Raw genomic sequence first — 23,860 nt, 5'->3', positions numbered from 1 at the left:
GCCTCTTCCTTTCTACGGCCGAGGCTGTTCGGGGCGGTCGAGGCGAGCCTCCGGCGGAGCGTCCCCCATGACGACGATGGCCCCGGTCAGCCCCCGGCCCTCGTCGTTGCCCGTGGGCGAGCTGAACCAGTAGTAGCCCGGCCCGTCGAGGTTGAGGGTCGCCCGTCCTCGCGAATGGTTCACCAACCAGATGAACTTCCGGTCGCCATTGCTCGGCAGGAGCGCGCAGTGCGTGTTCAGGTCGTCATTGACGAGCTCGAGCTCGATATCGCCTCCATGGGGCATGACCAGAATGGAGGGATCCCAGGTCAGCTCATCCGGATTGATGCGAATGGTGGCTTGCATGCGGCCGTCCGATCCCTCGGTGGCCTGCCCAATGCTTCCGGTTCCCAGCACTTGACCCAGTGCTGCTTTGTTCTGTGCGGCCAACCCGATCTTGTTCAGCAGGTCGACTCGCTCCTGCGCGGTCGTCATCGGGGCTTCACTCTCCTTGTCCCGAATCGCTGTGTCCACTTCGCATCGGCCGCGCTGATGGCGGCACGCCGCGGCCGGTTCCACCTCCGCCCGGAAAATGTTCTCCGAATTGACCTCGGAATCGCTTCTTTTGTGTCGTTCGCTGTCCGGTTGTAATCGGTGGTCAAAGAGTGCGCCACCTCAGACGAATCACACCGGAAAGGGCGAAGAATCGGTATTCAAGAAGCACGCTACGCTGGGCGAATCACAGCAACAAGGGTGAGCACCGGTTCGGACCGGCCCATGCCGTTCGTCCGCGACCAGCCACCGTTCGTACCGGTTGTGCCACCGTTGGGAGGAGCGGGGCCGCACTGCACCGCGTCGCGCCGGGGCCGGCAGCAGCTCCGATCGATCGTCGCCGATCGACACCGGCTGACCGGTCACGACGCCTCTCCCGACATCCGGGCTCCGACGGAGGATCAAGCGAGGTCGTACCGATCGAGGTTCATGACCTTGTCCCACGCGGCGACGAAGTCCCGCACGAACTTCTCCCGTGCGTCGTCGCTCGCGTAGACCTCCGCGACGGCACGCAGTTCGGAGTTCGAGCCGAAGACGAGGTCGACGCGGCTACCGGTCCACTTGACCTCGCCGCCGGCGCGGTCGCGACCCTCGAAGGTTTCCGCGGCCGCGGATGTCGGCTTCCATTCCGTGCCCGTGTCGAGCAGATTCACGAAGAAGTCGTTGGTCAGCGACTCGGGCGCCGAGGTGAAGACGCCCAGCGGCGACTGCCGGTGATTGGCGCCCAGCACCCGCAGGCCGCCCACGAGGACGGTCATCTCGGGCGCGCTCAGGTTCAGCAGGTTCGCGCGGTCGACCAGCAGGTGTTCCGGCGGCAGCCGGTCGCCCGTGCCGAGGTAGTTGCGGAACCCGTCCGCGGTCGGCTCGAGCGGGGCGAAGGACTCCGCATCGGTCCACTCCTGCGTGGCGTCCGTGCGTCCCGGAGTGAAGGGGACCCGGACGTCGTGGCCCGCGGTCCTGGCGGCCCGCTCGACGGCGGCGGCTCCGCCGAGCACGATGAGGTCGGCCAGCGAGATCTTCTTGTCCCCGGTATGGGAGCTGGTGAAGGACTCCTGGATCCCCTCCAAGGCGCGCAGCACCTGTGCCAGCGTGTCGGGCTCGTTGACCTCCCAGCCCCGCTGCGGATCGAGGCGGATGCGCGCGCCGTTCGCCCCGCCCCGCTTGTCGCTGACGCGGAACGTCGAGGCCGACGCCCACGCGGTCGAGACGAGCCGGGAGACCGACAGCCCGGAGGCGAGGATCCGGCTCTTGAGCGCGGCGATCTCCGCCACCCCGACGAGCTCGTGGTCCACGGCGGGCACCGGGTCCTGCCAGCGCAGCGTCTCCCGGGGGACCAGCGGTCCGAGGTAGCGCCGGATCGGGCCCATGTCGAGGTGCGTCAGCTTGAACCAGGCCCGGGCGAACGCATCCGCGAGCTGGTCCGGGTTCTCCAGGAAGCGCCGCGAGATCGGCTCGTAGACCGGGTCCAACCGCAGCGCGAGGTCCGTCGTCAGAATCGTCGGGGCGTGTGTCGTCGAGGGGTCGTGGGCGTCCGGCACGGTACCGGCCCCGCCGCCGTCCCTCGGGATCCACTGCCACAGACCGGCGGGGCTCAGCTCCAGGTCCCACTCGTAGCCGAACAGCGTCTCGAAGAAACTGTTGTCCCATCTCGTCGGGGTGGGTGTCCACGTACCCTCGAGCCCGCTGGAGACGGCGTCCGCGCCCTTTCCGGTGCCGTAGCCGCTCTTCCAGCCCAGGCCCTGCTCCTCGAGGGGGGCGCCCTCGGGTTCGGGGCCGAGGTGGGCGTCCGGGTCGGCCGCGCCGTGGGTCTTGCCGAACGTGTGGCCGCCCGCGATCAGCGCGACGGTCTCCTCGTCGTTCATCCCCATGCGCCGGTGCGTCTCGCGGATGTCCCGGGCCGCGGTGAGCGGGTCCGGGACGGTGTTCGGTCCCTCCGGGTTGACGTAGATGAGGCCCATCTGGTCGGCGGCCAGAGGGCTCTCCAGCTTCCGGACGCCGCTGTGGCGTTCGTCGCCGAGCCAGGCGCGCTCGGGACCCCAGTACACGTCTTCGTCGGGCTCCCAGACGTCCGCCCGGCCGCCGGCGAAGCCGAAGGTCGTGAAGCCCATCGTCTCCAGGGCGCGGTTGCCCGCGAAGACCATCAGGTCGGCCCAGGAGATCTTGCGGCCGTACTTCTTCTTCACCGGCCAGAGCAGCCGGCGCGCCTTGTCGAGGTTGCGATTGTCCGGCCAGCTGTTCAGCGGCGCGAAACGCTGCATGCCGGCGCCCGCGCCACCGCGGCCGTCGTCGATGCGGTACGTCCCGGCGCAATGCCACACCATCCGGATCATGAGCGGCCCGTAGTGGCCGAAGTCGGCCGGCCACCATTCCTGCGACGTCGTGAGCACCTCGTCGACGTCCCGCGCCAGGGCGTCGAGGTCGAGCGTCCGGAACTCCGCGGCGTAGTCGAAGTCCTCGCCCATGGGGTCGGCCATGGCGAGGTGTTTCCGGAGGATCCTCAGGTCGAGCTGGTTCGGCCACCAGTCGCGGTTGCTCGCGCCCCCGATGGGGTGACCGCGGTGCCCGGCCGAGACAGAGAGGCCGAGGCCGCCCGCGCCCCCCGCGTTCGTCTCGCCGGCAACGGCGTCCGGACTGTCAGACACGGCGATTTCCTTCCGGGAAACTCAGAGGTCCAGCGCGCGACGCACGGCCGGCGCGTTTCGCCGGGAAACCGGCACCATCTCGTTCGTCCGGTCATCCATGACCAGAGACAGCTCGCCCTTGGGGCCGCGCTCGATCTCCCGGATGCGGCTGAGGTTGACCACATACCGGCGGTGCACCCGCAGGAAGCCGACATCCGCCAGCTCACCGTCGAGCTTGTCCAGGCTCGGAGAAGCGGCTCGCAATCGCCCCTGATCGGTGGAGAGCCACACGTCGTTTCCCTGCGATTTCGCGAAGGAGACTTCCGGCAGCCGCAGCAGCACCATCCGGTTGTCGCGCGTCGCGACCAGTCGGCGGGGCTGCGCCCGAGGGGGCGTGGGCCCCTCCGCCCGGGGCAACTGCGCCCCGTCGGAGGCACCGAACGAGACCAGGTTCCCGATCAGGTGTCCTGACGAGAAGACGGGTCGGATGCTGATCGGTGTCGGTTCGTCCGCGAGGTGGGCGAAGATCTGCGTCGAGCCGACCCAGTCGGGGTCGCGGGCCGCCTGCCTGGTCGCATACCGGGCGGCCGCTATCAATTCCGGCAGTCCGGCGTTCCATCGCAGCGTGGGATCGACCGCCGGGGTCGATGCCGGGACGCCCAGGAGCATGCTTGCCGTGTCGTCGGCTATCACCACCTTGCCCGCGGTGTCCACCGCGGCGAGCGCCGCACCGGAGCGTGTCCTGGCCCGGGTGTAGGCCGCCACCAACTCGGCGCCGCTGTCCCGGGCGCGCCTCTTCAGCGGGTGCTGGGTCATGGTGACCGCGTTCGCCAGCCAGCTTTCCGCGGACGCGGGAAGCGGGCTGCGCCAGCAGCAGATGTTCAGGACCGCGATCGGTTCCCTGGTCACCACGTCGCGCACCGCGATGCCCGCGCAGACCCAGTCGTGGAACGCCTGGCACCAGTGCTCCGCGCCCCTGATCGGTACCGGGCCGTGCGCCTCGAGCGCCGTGCCCATGCCGTTCGTGCCGACCGCACACTCGGACCAGCAGAACCAGGGCGCCAGATGGGAGTCGCCGGCTCTGGCGAGCGTGGCCTGGTCACCCCACTCGGCCAGGATCCGGCCGGTGGCATCGGCGACGGTGACGATGCCACCGAGGTTGCCCACTTCGTGTGCCACGGAGGCGGCACGAAAACCCAGCTCAGCGAATACGACATCGTGCTCGGGCGTACGGTCGGGCGCCGCGACGGCCATCGGAGCCTCTGTGAGGTGAGGATCGACCCGGTACTGCTCCCGGCAGCGATGCCAGGAGATCGCCACCAGGGGCCGGACACCCGGGACCTGGTCCTCGCCCTGCACGAACCGTTCCCACGCCGCGAGCACGGTGCCGCCGCCCAGGTTCGCCGAGATGGGCTCGAGCCGATGTGCATCCCTCATGGTTCAGAACCGCCCTTGGTCCCTCCCCGACTCCCGACGGCGTGCACGGCCCGCGCCGGTCGCCGTCCGTCGCGGCCGGGCCTGCAGCGGACCGGGCACTGCGTCGCGCGTCCTACTTCTTGGTCTTCCTTCTGCGTCACTCGTTCCAGGCCGTGTCACAGACCTGCACTCCCGCACCCCCCACCCTAGGTACCGTTGTCGGGCCGCGCACGTCCCGCTCCGGGCCGCGTGTGCGACATGCCGCTTCCCGGCCGGCCTCGGACAGCGCACCCGCGGGCCGCGGGCAAGGTGCGCGGCCCGCAGCGGTCGGTCCACCTGGTGGATCGGCACCCGGAGCAGCGAGGTCTGCACCCGCCCCCTGGGCAAATCCCTGCGCCTCCCCGCACCCTTCGACTTCGACCTGGACACCACCGGCTTCCTCTGATCCCCTTGATCCCCCGGGATCGGGAGGGGGGTTGTAACTGCTCTCGAATGAGTGTTCATAAGTGTCTTTTAGGTGTTATGAGTGCTGTATGGTCTCGTGTATGAACCTGACGGAATGGGCGCGCGCACAGGGAATCGCCCCGCGTACCGCGTATCGCTGGTTCCGTGAGGGCACGTTGCCGGTCCCTGCGGAGCGAGTGGGGCCGCGCACGATCCTGGTCAACATCGACGCGAACACCTCACCCTCGGCGACAGGTGGTGTGGGCCTGTATGCCCGCGTCTCCTCTCACGATCAGAAGGCCGACCTGGAGCGGCAGACCGCCCGCTTGTCGGCGTGGGCCGCAAAGGCCGGACACCAGGTCGTCCGTGTCGAATCCGAGATCGCCTCGGGCATGAACGGCGCCCGTACCAAGGCGCGTCGCCTGCTGGCCGACCCGAAGGTGACCACCGTGGTGGTGGAACACAAGGACCGCCTCGGCCGCATGAACGTCGAACTCGTCGAAGCCGCACTGTCCGCCACTGGCCGCCGACTCGTTGTCCTCGGTGACGGCGAAGTCGAAGACGACCTGGTACGCGACATGGTGGAGGTACTGACCTCGTTCTGCGCCCGCTTGTACGGCCGCCGCAGTGCGAAGAACCGTGCCGAGAAGGCCCTGGAAGCGGCTGCCGCCGATGAGTAAGAAGCAGATCCGTACCCTCGACGATCCGTTCGTCGCCCCCGGCCCGTCCGGGGTGGCGATACGTGACCGCCTCAAGCAGCTCACTCCAGAAGACGAGAAGGTGTTGCGCCTGGTCGGCGGACACCTGGGGCGCCTGGCATCGCTGGACCTCAAGCAGCGGTGCTCCGACGGCCTGGAGCACAACAGTGACATGTGGGCGGCCCGTAAGCAGGCACTGACGGCCGAGTCGTCCTCACGCTGGGCCGGGAGCATCACGAAGGCGACCCACGATCAGTGGGCGCTCTCCCGGCGTTGTCAGCTTGCGCACCTCCAGGGCCTTGAGGCCGGTGCGCGGACGCTGATGCACCGCCTGTCGCAGCCCATCGGGGAGAAGGGAACCAAGCGGGCTCCGGGCGGCTACCGGTCGAAGGGAGAGTGGTTTTACAAGTCCCGACGCCTGGCGGTCCTGGAGCACCGTCTCGACGTGGCTCGCGCTGAGCGTGAGGCCGGCGTCGTGCACGTCGTTCGCGGCGGCAGGCGGATGCTCAACACCCGGCACAACCTGGAAAAGGCCGGGCTCACCGAGGATCGGTGGCACGAGCGTTGGGAGGCCGAGCGCTGGTTTTTCGCCGCCGACGGCGAATCCGGGAAGCGGTTCGGGAACGAGACGATCCGCGTCACCCCGGACGGCGAGGTGTCCATCAGGCTGCCGGCACCGCTCGCCCACCTGGCCAACAGCAAGCATGGCCGGTACGTGCTCGCCTCGAAGGTCGCCTTCGTCCACCGGGGCGGCGAGTGGCGCGACCGCATCGAGCAGAACCGGGCCGTCGCCTACCGCGTCCACCTCGACGTGCGGCGCGGCCGCTGGTACCTCACCGCCTCGTGGACCAAGCCCGTCGTCAAGACGGTTCCGCTGGAGACCGCCCGCGCCCGGGGCATGGTCGGTGTGGACACCAACGCCGACCACTTCGCCGCCTACCGGCTCGACCGGCACGGCAACCCGATCGGCTCTCCGCGCCGCTTCGCCTACGACCTGTCCGGCACCGCAGAGCACCGCGACGCCCAGATCCGGCACGCCCTCACCCGGCTCCTGCACTGGACCAGGCAGACCGGCGCGCAGGCGGTCGGGATCGAGAACCTGGACTTCGCCGCCGAGAAGACCCGTGAGAAACACGGCCGCAAGAAGCGGTTCCGGCAGCTCATCTCCGGCATGCCCACCGGCAAGCTCAAGGCCCGCATCGTGTCCATGGCCGCCGAACACGGCATTGCCATCGTCGCCGTCGACCCGGCGTACACCTCCATGTGGGGCGACCAGCACTGGCGCAAGCCCCTCACCGGCAAGACCCGTCACATGACCCGCCATGACGCCGCCTCGGTGGCGATCGGCAGACGCGCCCTCGGGCACCCGATCCGGCGACGGACGGCACCGCCCCGGCATCACCAGAGCGATGGTGCCGGGCATCGGACCGTCCAGGCCGATCGTGGTGACCGAGGACGTGAGGAAACCCGCCACCCCGTCACGGAACGTGCACAGGATGCACGCCGCCGGACAGGGACAACCAGAACGCGGGAGACCAGCACATCCAACACCGTTCGGGATGCGCGCAGTTCCGGGACGTGGGTCCAAGACCCACTCCTGGACACTGTTTAGGAACGGTGTGAGGTGACGAACGCACGGGAACAGGCCAGCTGGACCAGAACGCGGCTCGGACGCTGCGGGCCGCCGCTCGACCTGCTCACCGCCTGCTTCGACCGGCACGAGTACGCCCCGCACGCCCACGACGAGTTCACGGTCGGCGTGACCGTCGGCGGCCTGGAGGCCATCGCGTACCGCGGCGGGCGCATCGTCTCCGGCCCCGGGACCATCGTCGTCCTCGAACCCGGCGAGGTGCACACCGGCGGTCCGGCCGCCTCCGACGGCTACTCCTACCGCGCTCTGTACGCCGCCCCCGCCCTGCTCACCGACGGCACCCACGGCACCGGCCTCCCGTACTTCCGTGAGCCGGTCCTCGACGACCCCGAACTGGCCGGCGCCCTGCGCCGCGCGCACACCGAGGTCAGCGCCTGCCCCGACCCCCTGGAGGCGGAGTCCCGGCTGCCCTGGCTGCTCACCGCCCTCGCGCATCGCCACTCCACCGCCCGGGCGGACGCCTGCGCGGTCCCCGGTGCCGGGCACATCGCCCTGGCCGTCCGCGACCGCCTCGCCGACGAGTTGCTCGCCCCGCCCTCCCTCGCCTCCCTCGCCACCGACCTGGGCCTGTCCCGCTACCAGCTCCTGCGCGCGTTCCGTACGACGATGGGGATACCGCCGTACGCCTGGCTCGCCCAGTACCGGGTCACCAGGGCCCGCGGCCTGCTGGAAGCCGGGCTGCGCCCCGCCGAAGTGGCCGCACTCGTGGGCTTCGCCGACCAGGCCCATCTGACCCGCTGGTTCCGCCGCGTCCTCGGGGTGACCCCGGCGGCGTACCGCAACAGCGTTCAAGACGCCGGGCGCTGACCCGGCCGAGACTCGCCGCATGACTGCACGCGGCTGGTTCCTGTTCTCCCTGATGGGAGTCGTCTGGGGCGTCCCCTATCTGATGATCAAGGTGGCGGTGGAGGAGGTGTCCCCGTCCGGGGTCGTCTTCGCCCGCTGCGCCCTCGGCGCCCTGCTCCTGCTGCCCTTCGCCCTACGGCAAGGAGGCCTGGCCGGGACCGTCCGCGCCCACTGGCGCCCCCTGCTCGCCTTCGCCCTCATCGAGATCATCGGCCCCTGGTACACCCTGACCTCCGCGGAACGCCACCTCTCCAGCTCCACCGCCGGTCTGCTGATCGCGGGCGTTCCCATCGTCGGTGTGACGCTCGCCCGGTTCTTCGGCGACACGGAACGCCTCGGCGCCCGCCGCCTCACCGGCCTGGGGCTCGGCCTGGTGGGCGTGGGCGTCCTCACCGTCCCGCACCTGACCGGCGGCAACGCCCGCTCACTGGCCGAGGTGCTGGTGACGGTCCTGGGCTACGCCATCGCCCCGCTGATCGCCGCACGCCATCTGAAGCAGGTCCCGTCCCTCCAGCTCACGGCCGTCTGCCTGACCCTGGCAGCACTGGTCTACGCCCCGGCCGCGGTGATCACGCGACCGGCCGAGCTGCCCTCGGCCGGGGCCCTGATCTCCCTCGCGGCCCTGGGCGCCGTCTGCACGGCGGTCGCGTTCGTCGCCTTCCTGGAACTGATCAGGGAAGCGGGGCCGACCCGGGCCACCGTCATCACCTACGTCAACCCGGCGGTCGCGGTCACGGCCGGCGTGCTCCTCCTCGGCGAGTCCCTGACCGCGACGGTCCTGGCCGCCTTCGCCCTGATCCTCACCGGCTCGGTCCTGGCGACCGCCGCGGCGCCGAAGCCCCGCTCCCGCCCGGTACCATGGTCGACACGGCAGACGAGCCGGGCGGACGGCCGCGTGGAGTCCCTTGCGGGACTTCCCGAGGAACGTCCGGGCTCCACAGGGCAGGGTGATGGCTAACGGCCACCCGGGGTGACCCGCGGGACAGTGCCACAGAAAACAGACCGCCGAGGGCTCCGGCCCCCGGTAAGGGTGAAACGGTGGTGTAAGAGACCACCAGCGCCTGAGGCGACTCAGGCGGCTAGGTAAACCCCACCCGGAGCAAGGTCAAAAGGAAACACCCCGGTGTTTCTGCGCGGACGTTCGAGGGCTGCCCGCCCGAGTCCGCGGGTAGACCGCACGAGGCCGGCGGCAACGCCGGTCCTAGATGGATGGCCGTCTCCCCGGCCGCCGCGAGGCGACCGGGCGACAGAACCCGGCGTACAGCCCGACTCGTCTGCCGCTGTCCACGGGTTCTTCTCGAAGCAGGCTTCCGGCCTTCGTCGCATTCTCTTTACGACCGTCCCTGGCGGGCTTGCCGAGGAACCGCTGGACTTCTCTCAGCAAGCGTTGAAATCGATAGCGTCCCGCCAGGTGGTGTAGGGGATCAAGGAGCCGGAATCCGCAGGTCAGGGGCGGTGGTCCCGCCGGATTGGGTGTTCAACCCGCCTCAGCAGGACGCTTCGCGGGCTGCCGCCTCCACAGAGATCGCCACGGGCTCGTACCGGAACGCGAAGCGCTTGATCCCCTACACCACGTCGTGGGACATGACCTTGAAATCCCTGAGAAGTGCCATGGGTGGCGTGTCGTGAAGCCATCGACAGGCGGCTGCCCCGTGGGGCAGCCTGGCCTGCCGTGCGCAATCCGGTCCGAGAAGCCACCGGAAAAAGGCGCGCACGAGGTAGGGAGACCGTGCACGTGTACGACAAGGAAGCGGCCAGGGCGCAATTCCTGGAACTGGGGTGCAGCTCCGATGACGCCGACACCCTGGTGAGAGCGGGCATCGATCCTGCCGTCGTCGGTACCAACGCCCGCGACGCCGTGGGTTTCGCCTCCGCCGTCGCTTCTCACGATCTGGGCGACCCCAACTGCTATCTGCGGATCGCGGGCGGTGACCCGGACGAGGCGTGGAGGCAGTGGGCCGAGGATTCCGCGGAAAGTTCCTTGGACGAAGGGTCTGACGAGCTGGACAACGAGATGGAGGAGGCCGGCGATTTCCATGGATGGATGAGCGCCTACATCACCGGCGTCGGCCCGGGGGAGTACTCCATCGAGCTGTACGACGATCTGGGCCTGCCCGGCAACGCCACCTACGTGGGCACGCTGACCTTCTCCCTGCCTGCCGCGATCCCTGCCGTCTTGTCGGGCGACCGGGACGCCCAAGTCATCAAGGCGGCCACCGAAGCGCTCGTTGACCACGGATGCATCCTCGGCTCCGGCTTCCACGGCAGCGGCGACAGCTTCAGGGTGCAGGTCCGTACAAGCGTGCACGCCCTGGAGTGGTTGGAGGACCAACGGCCACCGGTAGAAAAACTCGACCTGTTGCTCGCCGCATTGCACGGACTGCTGGATGATCTGGAGACTGGCCACACCGGCCGTGACCACCTCCGTATCGATACCGTCCCGCACCCGTATCCGGAACGACCGGACACGGTTTCGGAAGGCGGCGCCCGAACCTCTGTCGTCGACTGGGGAGATCGGGAAGCCTTCTTGCGCACGGTTGCTGCCGAACAGCCGGGCAGCGTCTACATCGAGCAGTACCGAGGCGGCTGGTCACAGCGCCTGCACGGAACAGAAGGCCTCAAGCATCCCGGTCTGCGAGGCCTGAAGGGGGTGCGGGCCGAAGCGGCGCAGCGCGATGGCGAACTGAGCGGCTTCATCGCGGTGTTCCGCTCCGGTGACGCGGTGCACCGCTACCAGGTCCAAGCCGACTGGGTCGAGGGCCTGGAAGAGCACATGGACGACTGGCAGAGGCGCGTGAGGGCCGTGCGGGAGGAGCAGGCCGGCTTCCCCCACCTCAAACAGTGGGGGAAGCAGCTGCACCGGGCCTTGGTCGACGACGATCAGTTCATGGCGGCCGAAACACCCTCGGCCCAAGACAGTCGGGGCAGGGATCTCGCTCGCAGCATGTTCGGCCCCGACTGCCCAGTGGAGTCGCACTACATCCGGCGCGCTCTCGGCAGAGCGCGGACCGAGCGGGCCGACATCGTCCTTGAGCGGCAGCGGGCGCAGTGGCAGACCGCACTCCCGGACTGGGCGGCGCGACTGGCCGCTTCGGAGGACTTCCGAAGCGGCACGACCGCAGAGCGCGCCGCACTCGCCAGCAACCTTCTGTACGCACACAGCCCCTCGGCCGACGCCCCGGAACTCGTCCGCCTGCTCCGCAGCGCGGCTGCCGATCTTCTTGGCTGAGGCGACGAAGCGCCGATCGGCCGGCGCAGGCGCTGATGACTCCCACGGAACTGCTTCGGGTGGAAGATGAGCCGATCGAGTGCCGTGAAACTTCATTCTTCGCCATCATCGGGGCATGCAAAAACTCGAGGCGCACGAGATGCCCCTGCACAAGGTGTTCAGCAGTGACTACGACTTTCAGATCCCCGACTACCAGCGCCCCTACGCCTGGCAGGAGGAGCAGGCGTCACAGCTGCTGATGGACTTGCAGGAGGCCCTGGACCGCGGAACGGACGAACCCTACTTCCTCGGCTCCATCGTGCTCGTCAAGGACGGCGGGGCGCCGAAGGCGCACGTCATCGACGGCCAGCAGCGTCTCACGACTCTGACCATCCTCCTGTCGGTCCTGCGTGACCTCACTGAGGACTCGGAACTGCGCGGCGACCTCGACCGGTTGGTGATGGAGCCGGGCGCCAAGATCCGTGGGCTCGCACCGAGGCCGCGGCTCACCCTGCGCAGCCGCGACACGGACTTCTTCGAGAAGTACGTCCAGACGAAGGGCGCGGTGGACACGCTGCTGTCGTTCAAGGAAGACGCACTGCGGACCGACGCGCAGAAGGCCGTCCTCCGCAATGCGACGGCCCTGCACCGCAGCCTCACCGAGCAGACCGAGGAGCGTCGGCTGGAACTGGCCCAGATGCTCGCGGAGCGGACGTTCCTGGTCGTCGTCAGCACTCCCGACCTCGACAGCGCGCACCGGATCTTCAGCGTCATGAACTCCCGCGGCCTGGATCTGTCGCCCACCGACATCTTCAAGTCGCAGATAATCGGTGATCTCGGTGCGGAAGCCTCCGAGGCGTGCTCCACCACTTGGGAGGACGCAGAGGAGATGCTGGGGCGTGACGACTTCGCGGAACTCTTCCAGCACCTTCGTATGATCTTCGCCAAGAAGAGGGCGGAGCAGGAGCTGCTCAAAGAGTTCCCGGAGCAGGTGCTCAGCCGCTATCTCCCCGGCCGGGCCGAGAGCTTCGTCCACGACGTCGTCCGGCCGTACGCGGAAGCGTACGCGCAGATCAGGGAGGCCCGGTACGAATCGGCCACCGGCGCGGAGACGGTCAACGCCTGGTTCAGGCGACTCCAGCAGGTCGACAACTACGACTGGCGGCCGGCCGCCCTGTGGGCGCTGCGACACCACGAGAACGATCCTGCCTGGCTCGACATGTTCATGCAGGCGCTGGAGCGGCTCTCGGCCAGCATGTTCATCCGCCGTGTCTACACGACACCTCGTGTCACCCGCTACACCGAGCTGCTTCGGCAGCTCGACGAAGGGCAGGGTCTCGACTCCCCGGCCCTCGAACTGAGGGACGACGAGAAGACCGAGACCCGGGCCAGGCTCGACGGCGATCTCTATCTCGTCGGCAAGATCCGCAAGTATGTGCTGCTCCGGCTCGATGAGCTGCTGGCCCGCAGCCAGGGGGTGACGTACAACCACTCGCTCATCACCGTGGAGCACGTCCTGCCGCAGAACCCGAAGGCAGACTCGGAGTGGGTGGAGCTGTTCGACGACGAGCAGCGCATGCAGTGGACGCACCGCCTGGGGAACCTGGTGCTGCTGAACCGCGCCAAGAACTCGGCGGCCCAGAACTACGACTTCGCCACCAAGAAGGCCAAGTACTTCACCGGCCGCGGGGGAGTGGTCCCCTTCGCGCTGACCAGTCAGGTGCTTCAGCACACCGAGTGGACCCCCGAGCTGCTGAAGGCCAGGCAGGAGGAGCTGCTGGGCGTGCTCTTCGAGGAGTGGCGTTTCTGAGTGCGAGGGCCGGGATGGCGCACCCCGACCCTGAATACCAAAACTCTCCATGTAATTCCAAAGAGTTCCATGATTGAGCTCGTGTGGGCTATGGTCGTTCACACCTCGCATCTCACGGCTCACGGCCCTCGCATCACGCCGCTGGTCCCGTGTGTCCCTCTGCCGCTCAGTTGCCGCCGGCCTGCCCGGCCCCTCGCCCGCGTCCTCGCCCTCCTCGCCGAGCACCGCCAGGTCGTCGTCTTCACACACGACACCCGCCTGCCGCAGGCCCTGAAGTACCTGCGGCTGCCCGCCACCGTCCTCACCGTCGACCGCCGCGAAGGCTCCGCCGTACGGGTCCGCTCCGGCGACGACCCCGTCAAGCAGGCCCTGTACGACGCGAAGGCGCTCGCCAAGACCCGCGACCTGCCCGGCGACGTCGTCGCCCGGGTCCTGCCCGGCCTGTGCCGCACCGCCCTGGAGGCCGCACTCCTCGAACCGGCCCGACGCCGGCTCCTCGGCACGGGCCTGCCGCACGCCGAGATCGAGCAGCACATCGCCAAGGCCCGCAAGCTCACCGAACTGGCCTCCCTCGCCCTCTACGGCGAAGCAGACCGGGCGGGCGAGGCCATGACCGACCTCACCCGGGCCTACGGCTCCCAGGCCACCGACCACATCCGGTGGTGCAACAAGGGCACCCACGAAGCGGTGCCCGTCGGCGACGTGGAGGACATCATCCGCCGCACCGCGGACCTCGCGAAGGCGGTGCGGGCCCTGTGACCGCGACCCGCCCGGCGGCCCCTGTTCCGTCCCCGCGCCCGCCCCGGCCCGCTGCGGCCCTCCCGCCTTCGCCGTCGTCCGTCCCGGCACCGGAGGAACTGCTCGCGGGAGCGGACCGACTGCTCGGCACGGCCACCGCCTCCACCACGGGCGTCTGGCCGCGCGCCGTCGCACTGCTGCTGCGCCACGCCCTCGAAGAGGCCCTGCGCCGCTACTGGCACGCCCGTAAACCGCAGCTGGCCCACTGCCCGCCGCACGCCCAGGCCCTGTGCCTGGAGTCCTACGCCGACCCCGACACGGCCCGCCGCTGGTCGGCGACCTGGGCCGGCCTGAGCCGGGCCTGCCACTACCACGGGTACGAGCTGGCTCCCACACAGGGGGAGTTGCGTGCGTGGCGGGATGACGTCGAGCGGGTGATCGGAGCCTTGGCGCCCCGGATGAGGTGACGGATCGCCACCGGACCGCAGGTCCGCCGCGCGGGGCGGGCGGCGGTCACCGGTCGGCGAGCGTGGTACGGACCGGGGAGCCATGGAGCGAGGCACCGGGGGCCGGGTCGCCCACATCCGATCGCACGCGCACCGTCGTCATACGCGTACTTACGATGCCTCCGTGGCGAAGACGCGGATCAATATCAGCCTGGAGCGAGACCAGGCCGAACGCATCAGGCAGCACGCGGAGCGGGCGGGCATGGACGTCTCGGCCTACCTGGTGCACGCCACGACGCGCCAGATGACCGAGAGCGATGCCATAGAGGAACAGTTCGCCGAGGTGGACGCGCTCATCGCCCGGGCGGAACGGGCGGCGGACCGGCTGTCTGCCGAACCCGCCCCGGAACTGAAGGAACAGGAACGTCGTGAAGTCGAGGAGGCTCTGGAGCTCGCCCACGGCCGGGAACGGCACAGCCGCCTTCCGGGACACGCCGGGTGAGCACGGTGACCTCATGCGGGGGTGCCTCCCGACGCCGCACTCCACTCACGGTAGTACTCCGTGAGAGCCGTCCGGGGGAAGTCCGGCAGGCCGGAACCGAACTGCTGAAGCCGGTGATAGGCCTGCTTGAGGGCATCCAGCGTGTCGAAGCATCCCGCATGGACGGCGAGTACCAGTACGTCCTCGATGGTGAGGTGCTGCAGGGCCCACTCGTCGGCGAGCTGCCGTCCCTCCGCGTCGTCCATCATCAGGGTGACCTCATGTCCCTGCTCGGACAGGTGCACGCCATGCGCTACGACCACGCACTCTCCGAGGTCACGTGAACGCCTCAGCGCCTGGTCGAACTCGAGGTCTCGGATCTCTTCCAGGACCTCGACGACCCGGGCGGGTGCGGAACCGATCTCCAGAGCGGGCAGCACTCTGATGCGGTCGCTGCGCTCCAGCGCGAGCCAGCGTTTGCGGAGCCCGGGGTACTTGGCGTCTTTGCGCACGATCTCGTCGCAGACCTCGGCAGGGACCAGGATGACCCATTCCATGGACTCGAGGGCAGTCACAAGCACGCGATTGAGGTTGGCGCCCGCGAAGTGGACGCACACGACTGCGTCCAGGACGCAGGTGTCCTCTCTTTCCCCTGGCGCGTTCTCCTCGGCCACGGGCTCCTGCGGAAAACTCACTCCTACCGCTGCTCCTGTCCGTCCTCGGGCGGCTCCGTGGCCCGGTGTGCCGGCCGGCCGCGACGGGCGATGAGGCTTCGTACGTCGACACGCCCCGACAACGCGACCTGGGGGGGCCGAATACCGGCTTCGTCCAGTTCCCGCTCGGTGGTACGCGGCTCGGCGCCGCTCAGCGACGCGATGGCCCGCACCCCGATGTGTCCTGTCCGGTAGGCCTCGACGGCCCGTTCCATGATCCGGCGCGGCGGCCGCACGCGCGCCGCGGCCTCGCACTCCACGCTGTACTGAGGCCCCCAGCCGTAGGTCCACGCGAGTTCGCGCCCCGTCGGACCCTGCACCCTCTTGGCCTGGGCGTCGGTCAACAGTCCCAGCTCCTTGCACTGGATGAGCAGCACGGGAAGGCTCACGCCGTAGTGCCGGGCCGCCATGGCGCACTCTCTGCGTCCCGGCTCGGTAACCGAGAGGCACTCCATCCAGCGGCGGACGCCCTCCGCCGGGGCCAGCAGATGCCGGGCGAAGGCGTCGCACCGCTTCTCGGCCGGTGTCCGCCGGCCGTCCAGCCGGTGCGCGGCCACACCGTCCGACAGCAGTACGTGTCCCAGCTCGTGCGCCAGTGAAAAACGCTGCCGCTCGGGCACGTGTGACGCGTTGACGACCGAGATCGTCACCTCACGCTCGGAGTCGAGCGCGGTGAATCCGGATACGTCCTGGGGAAGCGTGAGCGCGGCCGTGTCCAAGCCGATCGCCGACTCCACGATTTCGGCGAGGTCCGGGACGGGGCCGAGACCCAGCCTGAGGCACTCACGAAGCTTTTCCGCCAGGTCCCGGCCCTCGCGCTCGGCATCGACGACCTGTGTGAGGGGCCGCTTCAGTCGGGCCGCCCGCTGTCGATCGGCTTTGTGGCCGTCCGGCACGAACCGGTCGAGGCGATCATCGAGAGCCAGGATCTCGCCGACCAGCCCCTCGGCCTGTCTCAGCTCCTCCTCGGCGCCTTCCGAGGCCCGCGCCGCCACCTGCATGCGCCGCCGCACCGGGTTCCCCTTGGTCAGCAGCGTGAGCGAAACCGCCAGCGCCGCAGCGATACGGTCGAGCTCGGCCAGCGTCAGCGCCGACCGTTCTCCCCTCTCGATTCTCGCCAGTGTCGGCTGGCTCAGCTCCGCACGCACAGCCAGCTCCCGCTGACTCAGCCCCGCCTGCGCCCGCTCCCGCGCGACCCTTTCGCCGATCTCCCTCAGATCCATACCCCCGCACCTCCCCGTCCTGAATCAACGATAGCTCTTTGATTCAGTCAGTGTCACAGAGATTTTTCGGCCGCACCGCGCCGAGCCTGCGTACGAGGTGAGAAACACCCGAGAGGCGGAGCGGAGGCCGGCCGTGGGCTTGCCTGTCCGGAGCATCCGGCAGGTGCGGTCCTCATGAGTGGGGGCCGCCGATCTGCGCCCAGACCGTCTTGCCGCCGGGCGGATACGGCTCGACGCCCCAGCGGTCGGCGAGGGCGGAAATCAGGAGGAGGCCGCGGCCGGACTCGGCGTCCAGGGGTGGTCCGCAGTCCGCAGGAGGTGACGGGAGGTGCTCGCCCCGGGCGTCGGTGACGGCGATACGGAGCAGGCCGGCCGTGGTGTCGAGGGTGAGGGCGAGCCGGAAGTCGCGGCTGTTGACGCGACCGTGCAGGGCGGCGTTGGCCGCGAGTTCGGCCACGATCTGCTCGGCGCGCTCGGTGACGCCGAGTGACACCGGCCACGCGCGGAGCTGCTCGGCGGCGAGGAGGCGGGCGAGCCGGGCTCCTCGGCGGGTGGACGACAGGAGCTGGGCGAACGTGTGTACGGCGGGATTGAGTTGGGGTGTGGTTGCGCTCATGAGGCCACGGTGACGGGTGCGCGCGGGCGTGTTCCAGAGGTGCGATCCGTACGCTGTGTCAGCGTACGAGCACATTCCGTGGACGGTACGACGGTTCATGCGTCACGCTGAGTGTCGTCAGGTGTGGGACGACGAACAGAGCGGGTACGGAACCGGAGGTGGCCGCGGATGACCGACGGCGGTGTGGTGGACGACGAGGACGTGCCGTGCGGCGAGGCGGACCGGGAGCCCGATCCCTCGGACAGCCTGCGGACGTTCGGGGCGGTCATGCAGGCACTGCGCGAGCACGCGGGGTACAGCAGAAACGAGTTCGCGAACCTGGTGAGCTTCTCCAAGCACACGGTGGAGTCGGTGGAGTTGGGGCGAAGGATGCCCGACGTGGCGTTGGTGGAGCGGTCCGAGGAAGCGCTGGGGAACACGGGGGCGCTGCGGAAGTCGTCGCAGTACGTGACGCGGGGACGCGGGGATGTGGGACTCGCGGCGTGGTTCCGGCAGTGGGCTCGGCTGGAGCGGGTGGCGGTGAGCCTGTGTACATACGAGTCCCGGCTGGTACCGGGGTTGTTGCAGTCGGAGGGGTATGCGCGGGCGGTGTTCGACAATGCCATTCCGCCACTGACGGATGGGCAGTTGGAGGACCAGGTCAGGGCGCGTCTTGAGCGTCAGAAGTTGCTCGGGGAGCGGCCAAATGCCGTGTTCAGCTTCATCGTTGAGGAGTTCGTCTTCAGGCGTCAACTGGGCGGTCCCGAGGTCATGAGTGAGCTGATCGCCCACGTACTGGAGCTGACTGCCCCGCGTAACGTGACACTTCAGATCATGCCGCTGGGCACTGAGTTCCACGCCTGCCTGGACGGCCCTGTACAGCTGTTGGAGACGCCGCGACAGCGGCGCCTCGCGTACTCGGAGGGACAGCAGAACGGCCGGCTGATCTCCGACCCGAAAGAGGTGAGCCTCCTCTGCCAGCGCTATGACACACTGCGCTCGCAGGCCCTGAACCCCAAGGACTCGCGTGGCCTGCTGGAGCGACTCCGAGGAGAGCTATGAACACGACGGAACTGGCGTGGTTCAAGTCCAGCTACAGCGGCACTCAGGGTGACAGCTGCGTCGAGGTCGCCGTCACCGAACAGGCCGTGTGCGTACGGGACTCCAAGGACGTGACGCGCACCCACTTCGCCGTCGGGCGTGGGGAGTGGACGCGGTTCGTGGGGTTCGTCACGGAGGCGTGAGGGGCGCAGACGTCGAGCCGTGTGCTGCGGGAGCGATGTTGCCCGATCCCGCAGCACACTATGGCCTCAAGCGTCCCGTTCCATCACGGCGGTCGCCGCCTCGATGCCGTTGACGACCTCGTACTCAAGATCGTCTATTGCGGCATCTCGCGTTACCGCGTCGAAGTGTGCGCGGGCAGAAGTGATCTTGTCTTGTTCTCCGATGCGCAGTAGTTCTGTCTCGTTGACATCCTTGGTCTCGAAGACGATGTAGCGGCTGCCGTCGGTCCGTTCTACGGTCAGGGCCCAGTCGGGGTTGTAGCTCCCCAGGGGGGTTGGGATCTTGAACGAGGGCGGGAGCTTGACGAAGGTCTTGACCTCGGGGCGCTGCAGGAGCGCGAGCGCGAATTCCTTCTCCGGATTCGAGTCGATGATCAGGTAGCGGTACACGGACTTCTCTTTGAACGACACCGCGTTGCCGTCCGCGTCCGTGATGATGTTTCCTCCGGGGCCGGTGTAGCCGGCGAGGTCGGCCTCGTGGAACAGGCTGAGGGCGTACCGGCGGTCCCCCTCGGGACGAGAAGCGTCCACCAGCTCGTAGCGCACCCCTTCGACCAGGAAGCGGTCCTTGGTGATGTTGAGCTGGCGGCCTACCTGGTCGATGTACGCCTGCGGATTGTTCCGGAACTGGCCGAGGGTGCCCGACTCGGTGAGGACGTGGGCGATCGTGGCACGGGTCAACTGCGTGCGGTCCGCGAGAACGGACAGGATGTCGGGCAGGTCCTCGCTGTCCGCGTAGGTGACGTCCGTGCGTCTCGCGGCCGTAGTTTCGGCAGTCAGACCACTCTGGTCTATGCGCCGTACACGGCGCGTGAACCACTCGCCCCGGCGCTTGGGCACGGGGAGCATGGTGCGCAGCGCCTTCACCATTGCGGCGCGCAGGTCGGTTTCGTCGACCTCGACGCGGTACTCCGTGCGGTGCCGGATGCGGTTCCAGAGCTCCTGGAACTCGGGGCTGTCCAGCCGCTCCTGGACGACGGGCACCGCGATGCGTTCGCCGGCTTTCTTGACATCGATTGGTTTGGCCAGGCGCTTGAAGTGTCCGAGTACAGCCTTGGTGGCGGCCTCCGAATCCACGGCGTCGCTGACAAGCTTCGTAAGTTTCGCGTCACCGGTCTGTACGGCCTCGCGCAGGTTGTCCTGCACCTTCCCCTTGACGTCGACATACCCTTCGAAGAACAAGGCCTGGTACAGCTGCTGCGCGGCGGTCGCGCCCACGGGGGCGACGCTCCCGTCCTCTGCCTTGAAAGTCAGCCGCGCGATGCCGTCCACGGTGACGACGCCGAACCGGATACCCAGGTCGTCGGCCATCTCGCGCTGGAGGCGCTCGGCGAACTCCTCGTAGGACTCGTTCGCGATCACGGTGAGGCGGTTGGTGTCGAAGCCGTGCACCCGGTTGCCCGACCCGTCCACGCACAGGCGCAGGCCCCGCCCGATGGACTGGCGTCGCCACCGCTCTGTGCCCATGTTCCTCAAAACACAGATCTGGAAAACGTTGGGATTGTCCCAGCCCTCTTGCAGTGCAGAGTGGCTGAAGATGAACCGGATGGCAGTGCCGGGCGTGGTCAGGCCGACCTTGTCCCGCATGATCTGCTCGTAGGCCAGACCGGCCTGCTGGCGCCCCTTGTCAGTGGTCTCCTTGGTGTCCACCAGCACCTCGCTGCCGCCTTTGCGGCGGTCCACGGAGAAGTACCCCTGGTGGGTCTCTTTCGCGACCTGGTCGGCGGCGGAGCCGCCCAACAGAGTGTTGAACTCTGGCTCGGAGGTGATGCGCGTGTACTCCTCCTCGAAGATCCGCTGGTACTCGCCCGGCAGGGCCTCTCCGTCGGGGCCGTACTCCCGGTACTTGGCCACGGAATCGACGAAGAACAGGCTGAGTACCTTTATGTCGCGTTCGTGGATCGCGAACTCCTGCTCCTTGCACAGGTGTTGCCGGATGGTCTGGGCGATCATCTGGCGGGCTCGCTCACCTACGCTGACCTCGGCGCCGATACTGTCGCCTGAACCCAGTGGCTGTGCGACGGTGTCGAAGGAGATGCTCTCCTGCCCCTGGGTCGCGGTGATGGCGACCACCGTGAGGTCCTTGTACAAGTCACGTCCGGTCGCATCCGCGAGGTTGCTGCGTGACCCGGTGTCGACGGTGACCGCCTTACGCTTGATCTCGTTGCCCTCCTCGACATCCACCTCGACGCGGGCCGTGATCGTTCCAGCCTTGCCGCGCTTCGCCCCGAGGAACCTGACGTACGGGGTCGTCCCGCTGGCAGAGGTGACCAGGGAGTCGACCTCGATCTGCTTGACCAGCTCGTTCTCGTAGGCGGCGATGGCGTCGAGGCGGTAGACGAGGTTGGCCTTGTCGTCCTTCGGGTGGGTGGCTGAATAGCGCAACGTAGCCAGGGCATTGAAGTTTTCCAGCGCGCTGCGCCCCGCGCCTTTCTTCCTGCCGTTACCTGTGTCCCCGTACACGCTCTGTGGCTCGTCGACGATGATGATCGGCTTCGTGGCCCGGATCAGATCGGCGGGGACCTCGAAGTCGAGGTCCTCAGCAGGCTGGTAGATCTTGTTGGTCTTCTTGTTGATCGCCCCGACGGTGACGATCATGACCTCGATACTGGGCGAGGTGGAGAAGGAACGAACGCGGGAGGGATTGTTGCCGTCAAACTGGAAGGGGTTCATCGGCGGATTTCCATACAGGGTCGCGAAGTGCTCACGCAGCATCTGGATGGACGTCTCGATGCCCTCCTTGATAGCTACCGACGGGACGACCACCATGAATTTGGTGAATCCGTAGAGCTGGTTGAGCTCGTAAATGGTCCGCAGGTAGACGTACGTCTTGCCGGTTCCGGTCTCCATTTCGATGGTGAAGTTCATCGAGTCCAGCGACGGCTCCGGGGCGAGACCGGTGCGGTTCTGCACCTCGCGCAGGTTCGCGAGGATTGTCTCTTCGTCCAGGTGCAGCATGTTGCCGTACCCCAGGTCGGAGAGCCCCTCGAACCCACCGTGCGCGGACGGATGCGCGTGCACGGTGAACTGGGAGGTCATGGCCTCCTGTCCCTTAAACAGGCCCGTGACCGCGTCGATGGCCTGACGCTGGTACTCGAGGTCCGCGTCGAAGGAGAACTTCATTCAGATGCTCCGCAATGTGGTGAAGCCGGCCTGCTTGAGCGCGGCGGCGAAGTTGAGCTTGGTGGCGGAGTCGACGAAGCCGGTGTCGCGGACGACGACCGTGGTGTCGGCGTCGCTCGGGTCCTCGTCACGCCAGGCCGCCAGAGCCTTGGCGACCTCGTTCGCCCGGTCGATCGTGATGTCGGTACCGAAGTACGCGAATAGCGTGCCCGCTAGGTTGTACAGCGGGCTACCGGAAACCTCGCGCGTCTCCAGCGGCGTGGTCAGCTCCACGCCCATACGCAGCATCATCTCGACTAGCAGATCGTCCGCGGTACGCCCGGCCACAAGGTTGTTCACGGCCTCCAGCAGGTCCAGCTGGTCGGGTGTCCCGTCCCAGGCTTTCACATTGCTGGACGCGAGGCGGTACGACCGGAAGCCGGTGTCGATGAGGGCTGTGTTGGGGTTTTGCTCGGACGTAATCTGCTGGCCCGCACGGCGGAGGCGCTCGCGGGTGATGTCGGCGATCGTGTCGTAGCCGTCCTTGTCGACGGCCTCGTCGAGCTGGACCAGGATGTACCGACGGTTGCCGCCGTCAGCGGCGTTGAGGTCCATGACGGCGTGGCCCGTAGAGCCCGAACCCGCAAAAAAGTCAAGAATTACTGCATCAGGATCCGATTCGGACACTGCGCTGATCCATTTGGCGAGCACAGTATGATCCTTCGGATACTCGAATACATCGCTACCCAGAAGGCGGCAAAGCTGCGCCCCTGCGGCTGCCCGATCTCGCTCGAAAACAGGACGGATTGGCTGGTCCTCAAGCTCATCCAGGAAGCGCTTGTACCGGGGGCTCACGGTCTCGTCCTCGCCGAAAAGAATTCGACCCTCGGCAATCTTTTGTGACATGGTCTCTCGCGAGTAGCGCCAACCGCTTGAGTGCCTGCGGACGGGAAGCCCACTCACGGGGTGAGGGAGATCGTACATGAGGTTTTCCCGAGGATTGGGGGAGCTCAAGTCGCCCCGCGCAAAAACACGCCCGTTCTCGTCGATTTCCTTGTATCCGCGAGAGCCCCCAAGGCCCTTCGCGATATCTTTCGGGGCGTTCTTCCACCAATTCTGCAAAGCTTCAGTCGCTGCTTCCGGGTCATGGCGGTTCTCTTCCCAGAATTTGTGTGCCGCCGCGGCGACTTCAGCCCCACCCGTCTTCTCCTCGGTCCAACGCGCATCTTTCTGAATCAAAGTTTTCTTCGACTTCGCATAGATGACCATGTAGTCGATTCCTGCGGAAGTGAATCGGGCGTCATTCCGGCCGGACCCTTGCCATACTACGTTTGCCGCGAAGTTTTCCGCCCCGAACACCCGATCCATCAGAAGCTTGAGACGTGCATGCTCTGTGTCATCAATGGCAATTATGATGACGCCCGTTTCCTTGAGTAGATGGTGTGCCACAAGCAATCGCGGATACATCATCGACAACCATGCCGAATGCTTGGATGCTCCGGCCCTGCGATCCTGTGCCCGGTCGGAGCCGGTGCCGGTCTGAAGCGCCCCCTCTTCGTCCCGCTGCCCCGCCACCATCTCGTGCTCGACCTGCGAGGTGACGCGCTTGTCGTCGTAGATGAAGTCGTTGCCCGTGTTGTAAGGCGGGTCGATGTAGATCACGTCGACCTTGTTGGTATACCCGCGCCGCAGCAGACGCAGCACCTCGAGGTTGTCGCCCTCGACCACGATGTTGCGGGTGTTGTCCCAGTCCACGGACTCCTCCTGCTTCGGCAGGAGCGTGCCCGTCGCTGGGAGGGTGGACAGGCGGCGGGCTTCGGCCATGCCCGGCCAGCGCAGGCCGAACGCCTCGGCGGTTGTGGGGGCGGCGTTCTCACCCAGCAGGTCCCGGAGGGCCTCGATATCGACGGTGCCGTTGACGACGGCGTCGGGGAAGAGACGGGCCAGTGCGTCGAGGTTCGACTTGGCCTCGCCGGGGCCGGTCAGGTCGTCGACTGATTCGAAGTCCAGGGTCACGAGTGATGTCTTTCTTGTGTGTATAGGTGGGGATTTAT

At 67.8% G+C, this 23,860-nt stretch carries 18 protein-coding genes, 1 other RNA gene and 1 pseudogene; 12 read left to right on the top strand and 8 right to left on the bottom strand.

Features of this window, described 5'->3' with window-relative positions:
• Nucleotides 1–12: 12 nt before the first annotated feature.
• The 3 genes from V4Y04_RS09945 to V4Y04_RS09935 all read right to left on the bottom strand — a co-directional run bounded on the left by V4Y04_RS09945 (nt 13) and on the right by V4Y04_RS09935 (nt 4,589).
• The gene (locus tag V4Y04_RS09945) at nt 13–474 is read right to left on the bottom strand and encodes an MSMEG_3727 family PQQ-associated protein (protein WP_332427104.1); all 462 of its coding nucleotides are present in this window, start codon (nt 472–474) and stop codon (nt 13–15) included.
• 458 nt (nt 475–932) lie between these two features.
• Nucleotides 933–3,077: a catalase/peroxidase HPI gene (gene katG / locus V4Y04_RS09940; protein WP_332432774.1), complete on the bottom strand. Its 2,145-nt coding sequence runs from the start codon at nt 3,075–3,077 to the stop codon at nt 933–935.
• 117 nt (nt 3,078–3,194) lie between these two features.
• Complete coding sequence (locus V4Y04_RS09935; RefSeq protein WP_332427103.1) at nt 3,195–4,589, bottom strand: DNA-binding protein; 1,395 nt, start codon at nt 4,587–4,589, stop codon at nt 3,195–3,197.
• A gap of 524 nt (nt 4,590–5,113) precedes the next feature.
• Here V4Y04_RS09935 and V4Y04_RS09930 point away from each other — a divergent pair.
• The 10 genes and pseudogenes from V4Y04_RS09930 to V4Y04_RS09890 all read left to right on the top strand — a co-directional run bounded on the left by V4Y04_RS09930 (nt 5,114) and on the right by V4Y04_RS09890 (nt 14,911).
• Nucleotides 5,114–5,692, top strand: coding sequence for an IS607 family transposase (locus tag V4Y04_RS09930; protein WP_332427102.1), 579 nt, complete (start codon nt 5,114–5,116; stop codon nt 5,690–5,692).
• A complete protein-coding gene (locus V4Y04_RS09925) occupies nt 5,685–7,322 on the top strand; it encodes a transposase (protein WP_332427100.1) in 1,638 nt (545 codons plus the stop codon). Before V4Y04_RS09930 ends, V4Y04_RS09925 begins: the two co-directional genes overlap by 8 nt.
• A 12-nt stretch (nt 7,323–7,334) precedes the next feature.
• A complete protein-coding gene (locus tag V4Y04_RS09920; RefSeq protein ID WP_332427098.1) occupies nt 7,335–8,168 on the top strand; it encodes an AraC family transcriptional regulator in 834 nt (277 codons plus the stop codon).
• Between the two features lie 19 nt (nt 8,169–8,187).
• A pseudogene (locus tag V4Y04_RS37715) lies at nt 8,188–9,015 on the top strand (DMT family transporter); the annotation flags it as partial.
• A 67-nt stretch (nt 9,016–9,082) separates the two neighbouring features.
• An RNA gene (rnpB, locus tag V4Y04_RS09915) (RNase P RNA component class A) lies at nt 9,083–9,484 on the top strand.
• A 458-nt stretch (nt 9,485–9,942) separates the two neighbouring features.
• On the top strand, nt 9,943–11,436 hold the full coding sequence (locus tag V4Y04_RS09910) for a hypothetical protein (protein ID WP_332427097.1): 1,494 nt from the start codon (nt 9,943–9,945) through the stop codon (nt 11,434–11,436).
• A gap of 115 nt (nt 11,437–11,551) precedes the next feature.
• Entirely contained in the window at nt 11,552–13,225 is a 1,674-nt protein-coding gene (locus V4Y04_RS09905; protein ID WP_332427096.1) for a DUF262 domain-containing protein, read from the top strand.
• A gap of 69 nt (nt 13,226–13,294) precedes the next feature.
• On the top strand, nt 13,295–13,984 hold the full coding sequence (locus V4Y04_RS09900; RefSeq protein ID WP_332427095.1) for a hypothetical protein: 690 nt from the start codon (nt 13,295–13,297) through the stop codon (nt 13,982–13,984).
• Nucleotides 13,981–14,430 (top strand): hypothetical protein, encoded by a 450-nt coding sequence (locus V4Y04_RS09895; protein WP_332427094.1) that lies wholly within the window; start codon nt 13,981–13,983, stop codon nt 14,428–14,430. Before V4Y04_RS09900 ends, V4Y04_RS09895 begins: the two co-directional genes overlap by 4 nt.
• A gap of 163 nt (nt 14,431–14,593) precedes the next feature.
• Nucleotides 14,594–14,911 carry a plasmid mobilization protein gene (locus tag V4Y04_RS09890; protein ID WP_332427093.1) on the top strand — a complete coding sequence of 106 codons (318 nt, stop codon included), beginning with the start codon at nt 14,594–14,596 and terminating at the stop codon, nt 14,909–14,911.
• A gap of 11 nt (nt 14,912–14,922) precedes the next feature.
• Here the strand turns inward: V4Y04_RS09890 and V4Y04_RS09885 are convergent, their stop codons facing one another.
• The 3 genes from V4Y04_RS09885 to V4Y04_RS09875 all read right to left on the bottom strand — a co-directional run bounded on the left by V4Y04_RS09885 (nt 14,923) and on the right by V4Y04_RS09875 (nt 17,442).
• Nucleotides 14,923–15,585 (bottom strand): hypothetical protein, encoded by a 663-nt coding sequence (locus V4Y04_RS09885; protein ID WP_332427092.1) that lies wholly within the window; start codon nt 15,583–15,585, stop codon nt 14,923–14,925.
• A gap of 2 nt (nt 15,586–15,587) precedes the next feature.
• Nucleotides 15,588–16,826 carry a helix-turn-helix domain-containing protein gene (locus tag V4Y04_RS09880; RefSeq protein WP_332427091.1) on the bottom strand — a complete coding sequence of 413 codons (1,239 nt, stop codon included), beginning with the start codon at nt 16,824–16,826 and terminating at the stop codon, nt 15,588–15,590.
• 172 nt (nt 16,827–16,998) lie between these two features.
• Nucleotides 16,999–17,442 (bottom strand): ATP-binding protein, encoded by a 444-nt coding sequence (locus V4Y04_RS09875; RefSeq protein ID WP_332427090.1) that lies wholly within the window; start codon nt 17,440–17,442, stop codon nt 16,999–17,001.
• Between the two features lie 168 nt (nt 17,443–17,610).
• On the opposite strand from V4Y04_RS09875, the gene V4Y04_RS09870 reads away from it, so the two are divergent.
• Nucleotides 17,611–18,483: a helix-turn-helix domain-containing protein gene (locus tag V4Y04_RS09870; protein ID WP_332427088.1), complete on the top strand. Its 873-nt coding sequence runs from the start codon at nt 17,611–17,613 to the stop codon at nt 18,481–18,483.
• Nucleotides 18,480–18,665 carry a DUF397 domain-containing protein gene (locus tag V4Y04_RS09865; protein ID WP_332427087.1) on the top strand — a complete coding sequence of 62 codons (186 nt, stop codon included), beginning with the start codon at nt 18,480–18,482 and terminating at the stop codon, nt 18,663–18,665. The genes V4Y04_RS09870 and V4Y04_RS09865 overlap by 4 nt, the downstream gene beginning before the upstream one ends.
• A gap of 66 nt (nt 18,666–18,731) precedes the next feature.
• Here the strand turns inward: V4Y04_RS09865 and V4Y04_RS09860 are convergent, their stop codons facing one another.
• Together V4Y04_RS09860 and V4Y04_RS09855 are read right to left on the bottom strand one after the other, a co-directional pair.
• Complete coding sequence (locus V4Y04_RS09860) at nt 18,732–21,827, bottom strand: restriction endonuclease (RefSeq protein WP_332427086.1); 3,096 nt, start codon at nt 21,825–21,827, stop codon at nt 18,732–18,734.
• Nucleotides 21,828–23,822, bottom strand: coding sequence for a site-specific DNA-methyltransferase (locus V4Y04_RS09855; protein WP_332427085.1), 1,995 nt, complete (start codon nt 23,820–23,822; stop codon nt 21,828–21,830). It lies immediately after the preceding gene.
• Nucleotides 23,823–23,860 lie beyond the last annotated feature (38 nt).

Origin of the sequence: Streptomyces sp. P9-A2 (assembly GCF_036634175.1) — a bacterium.
In the GTDB taxonomy this organism is placed as follows: Bacteria; Actinomycetota; Actinomycetes; order Streptomycetales; family Streptomycetaceae; genus Streptomyces; species Streptomyces pratens.
This window is presented reverse-complemented; position numbering and strand designations above follow the sequence as displayed.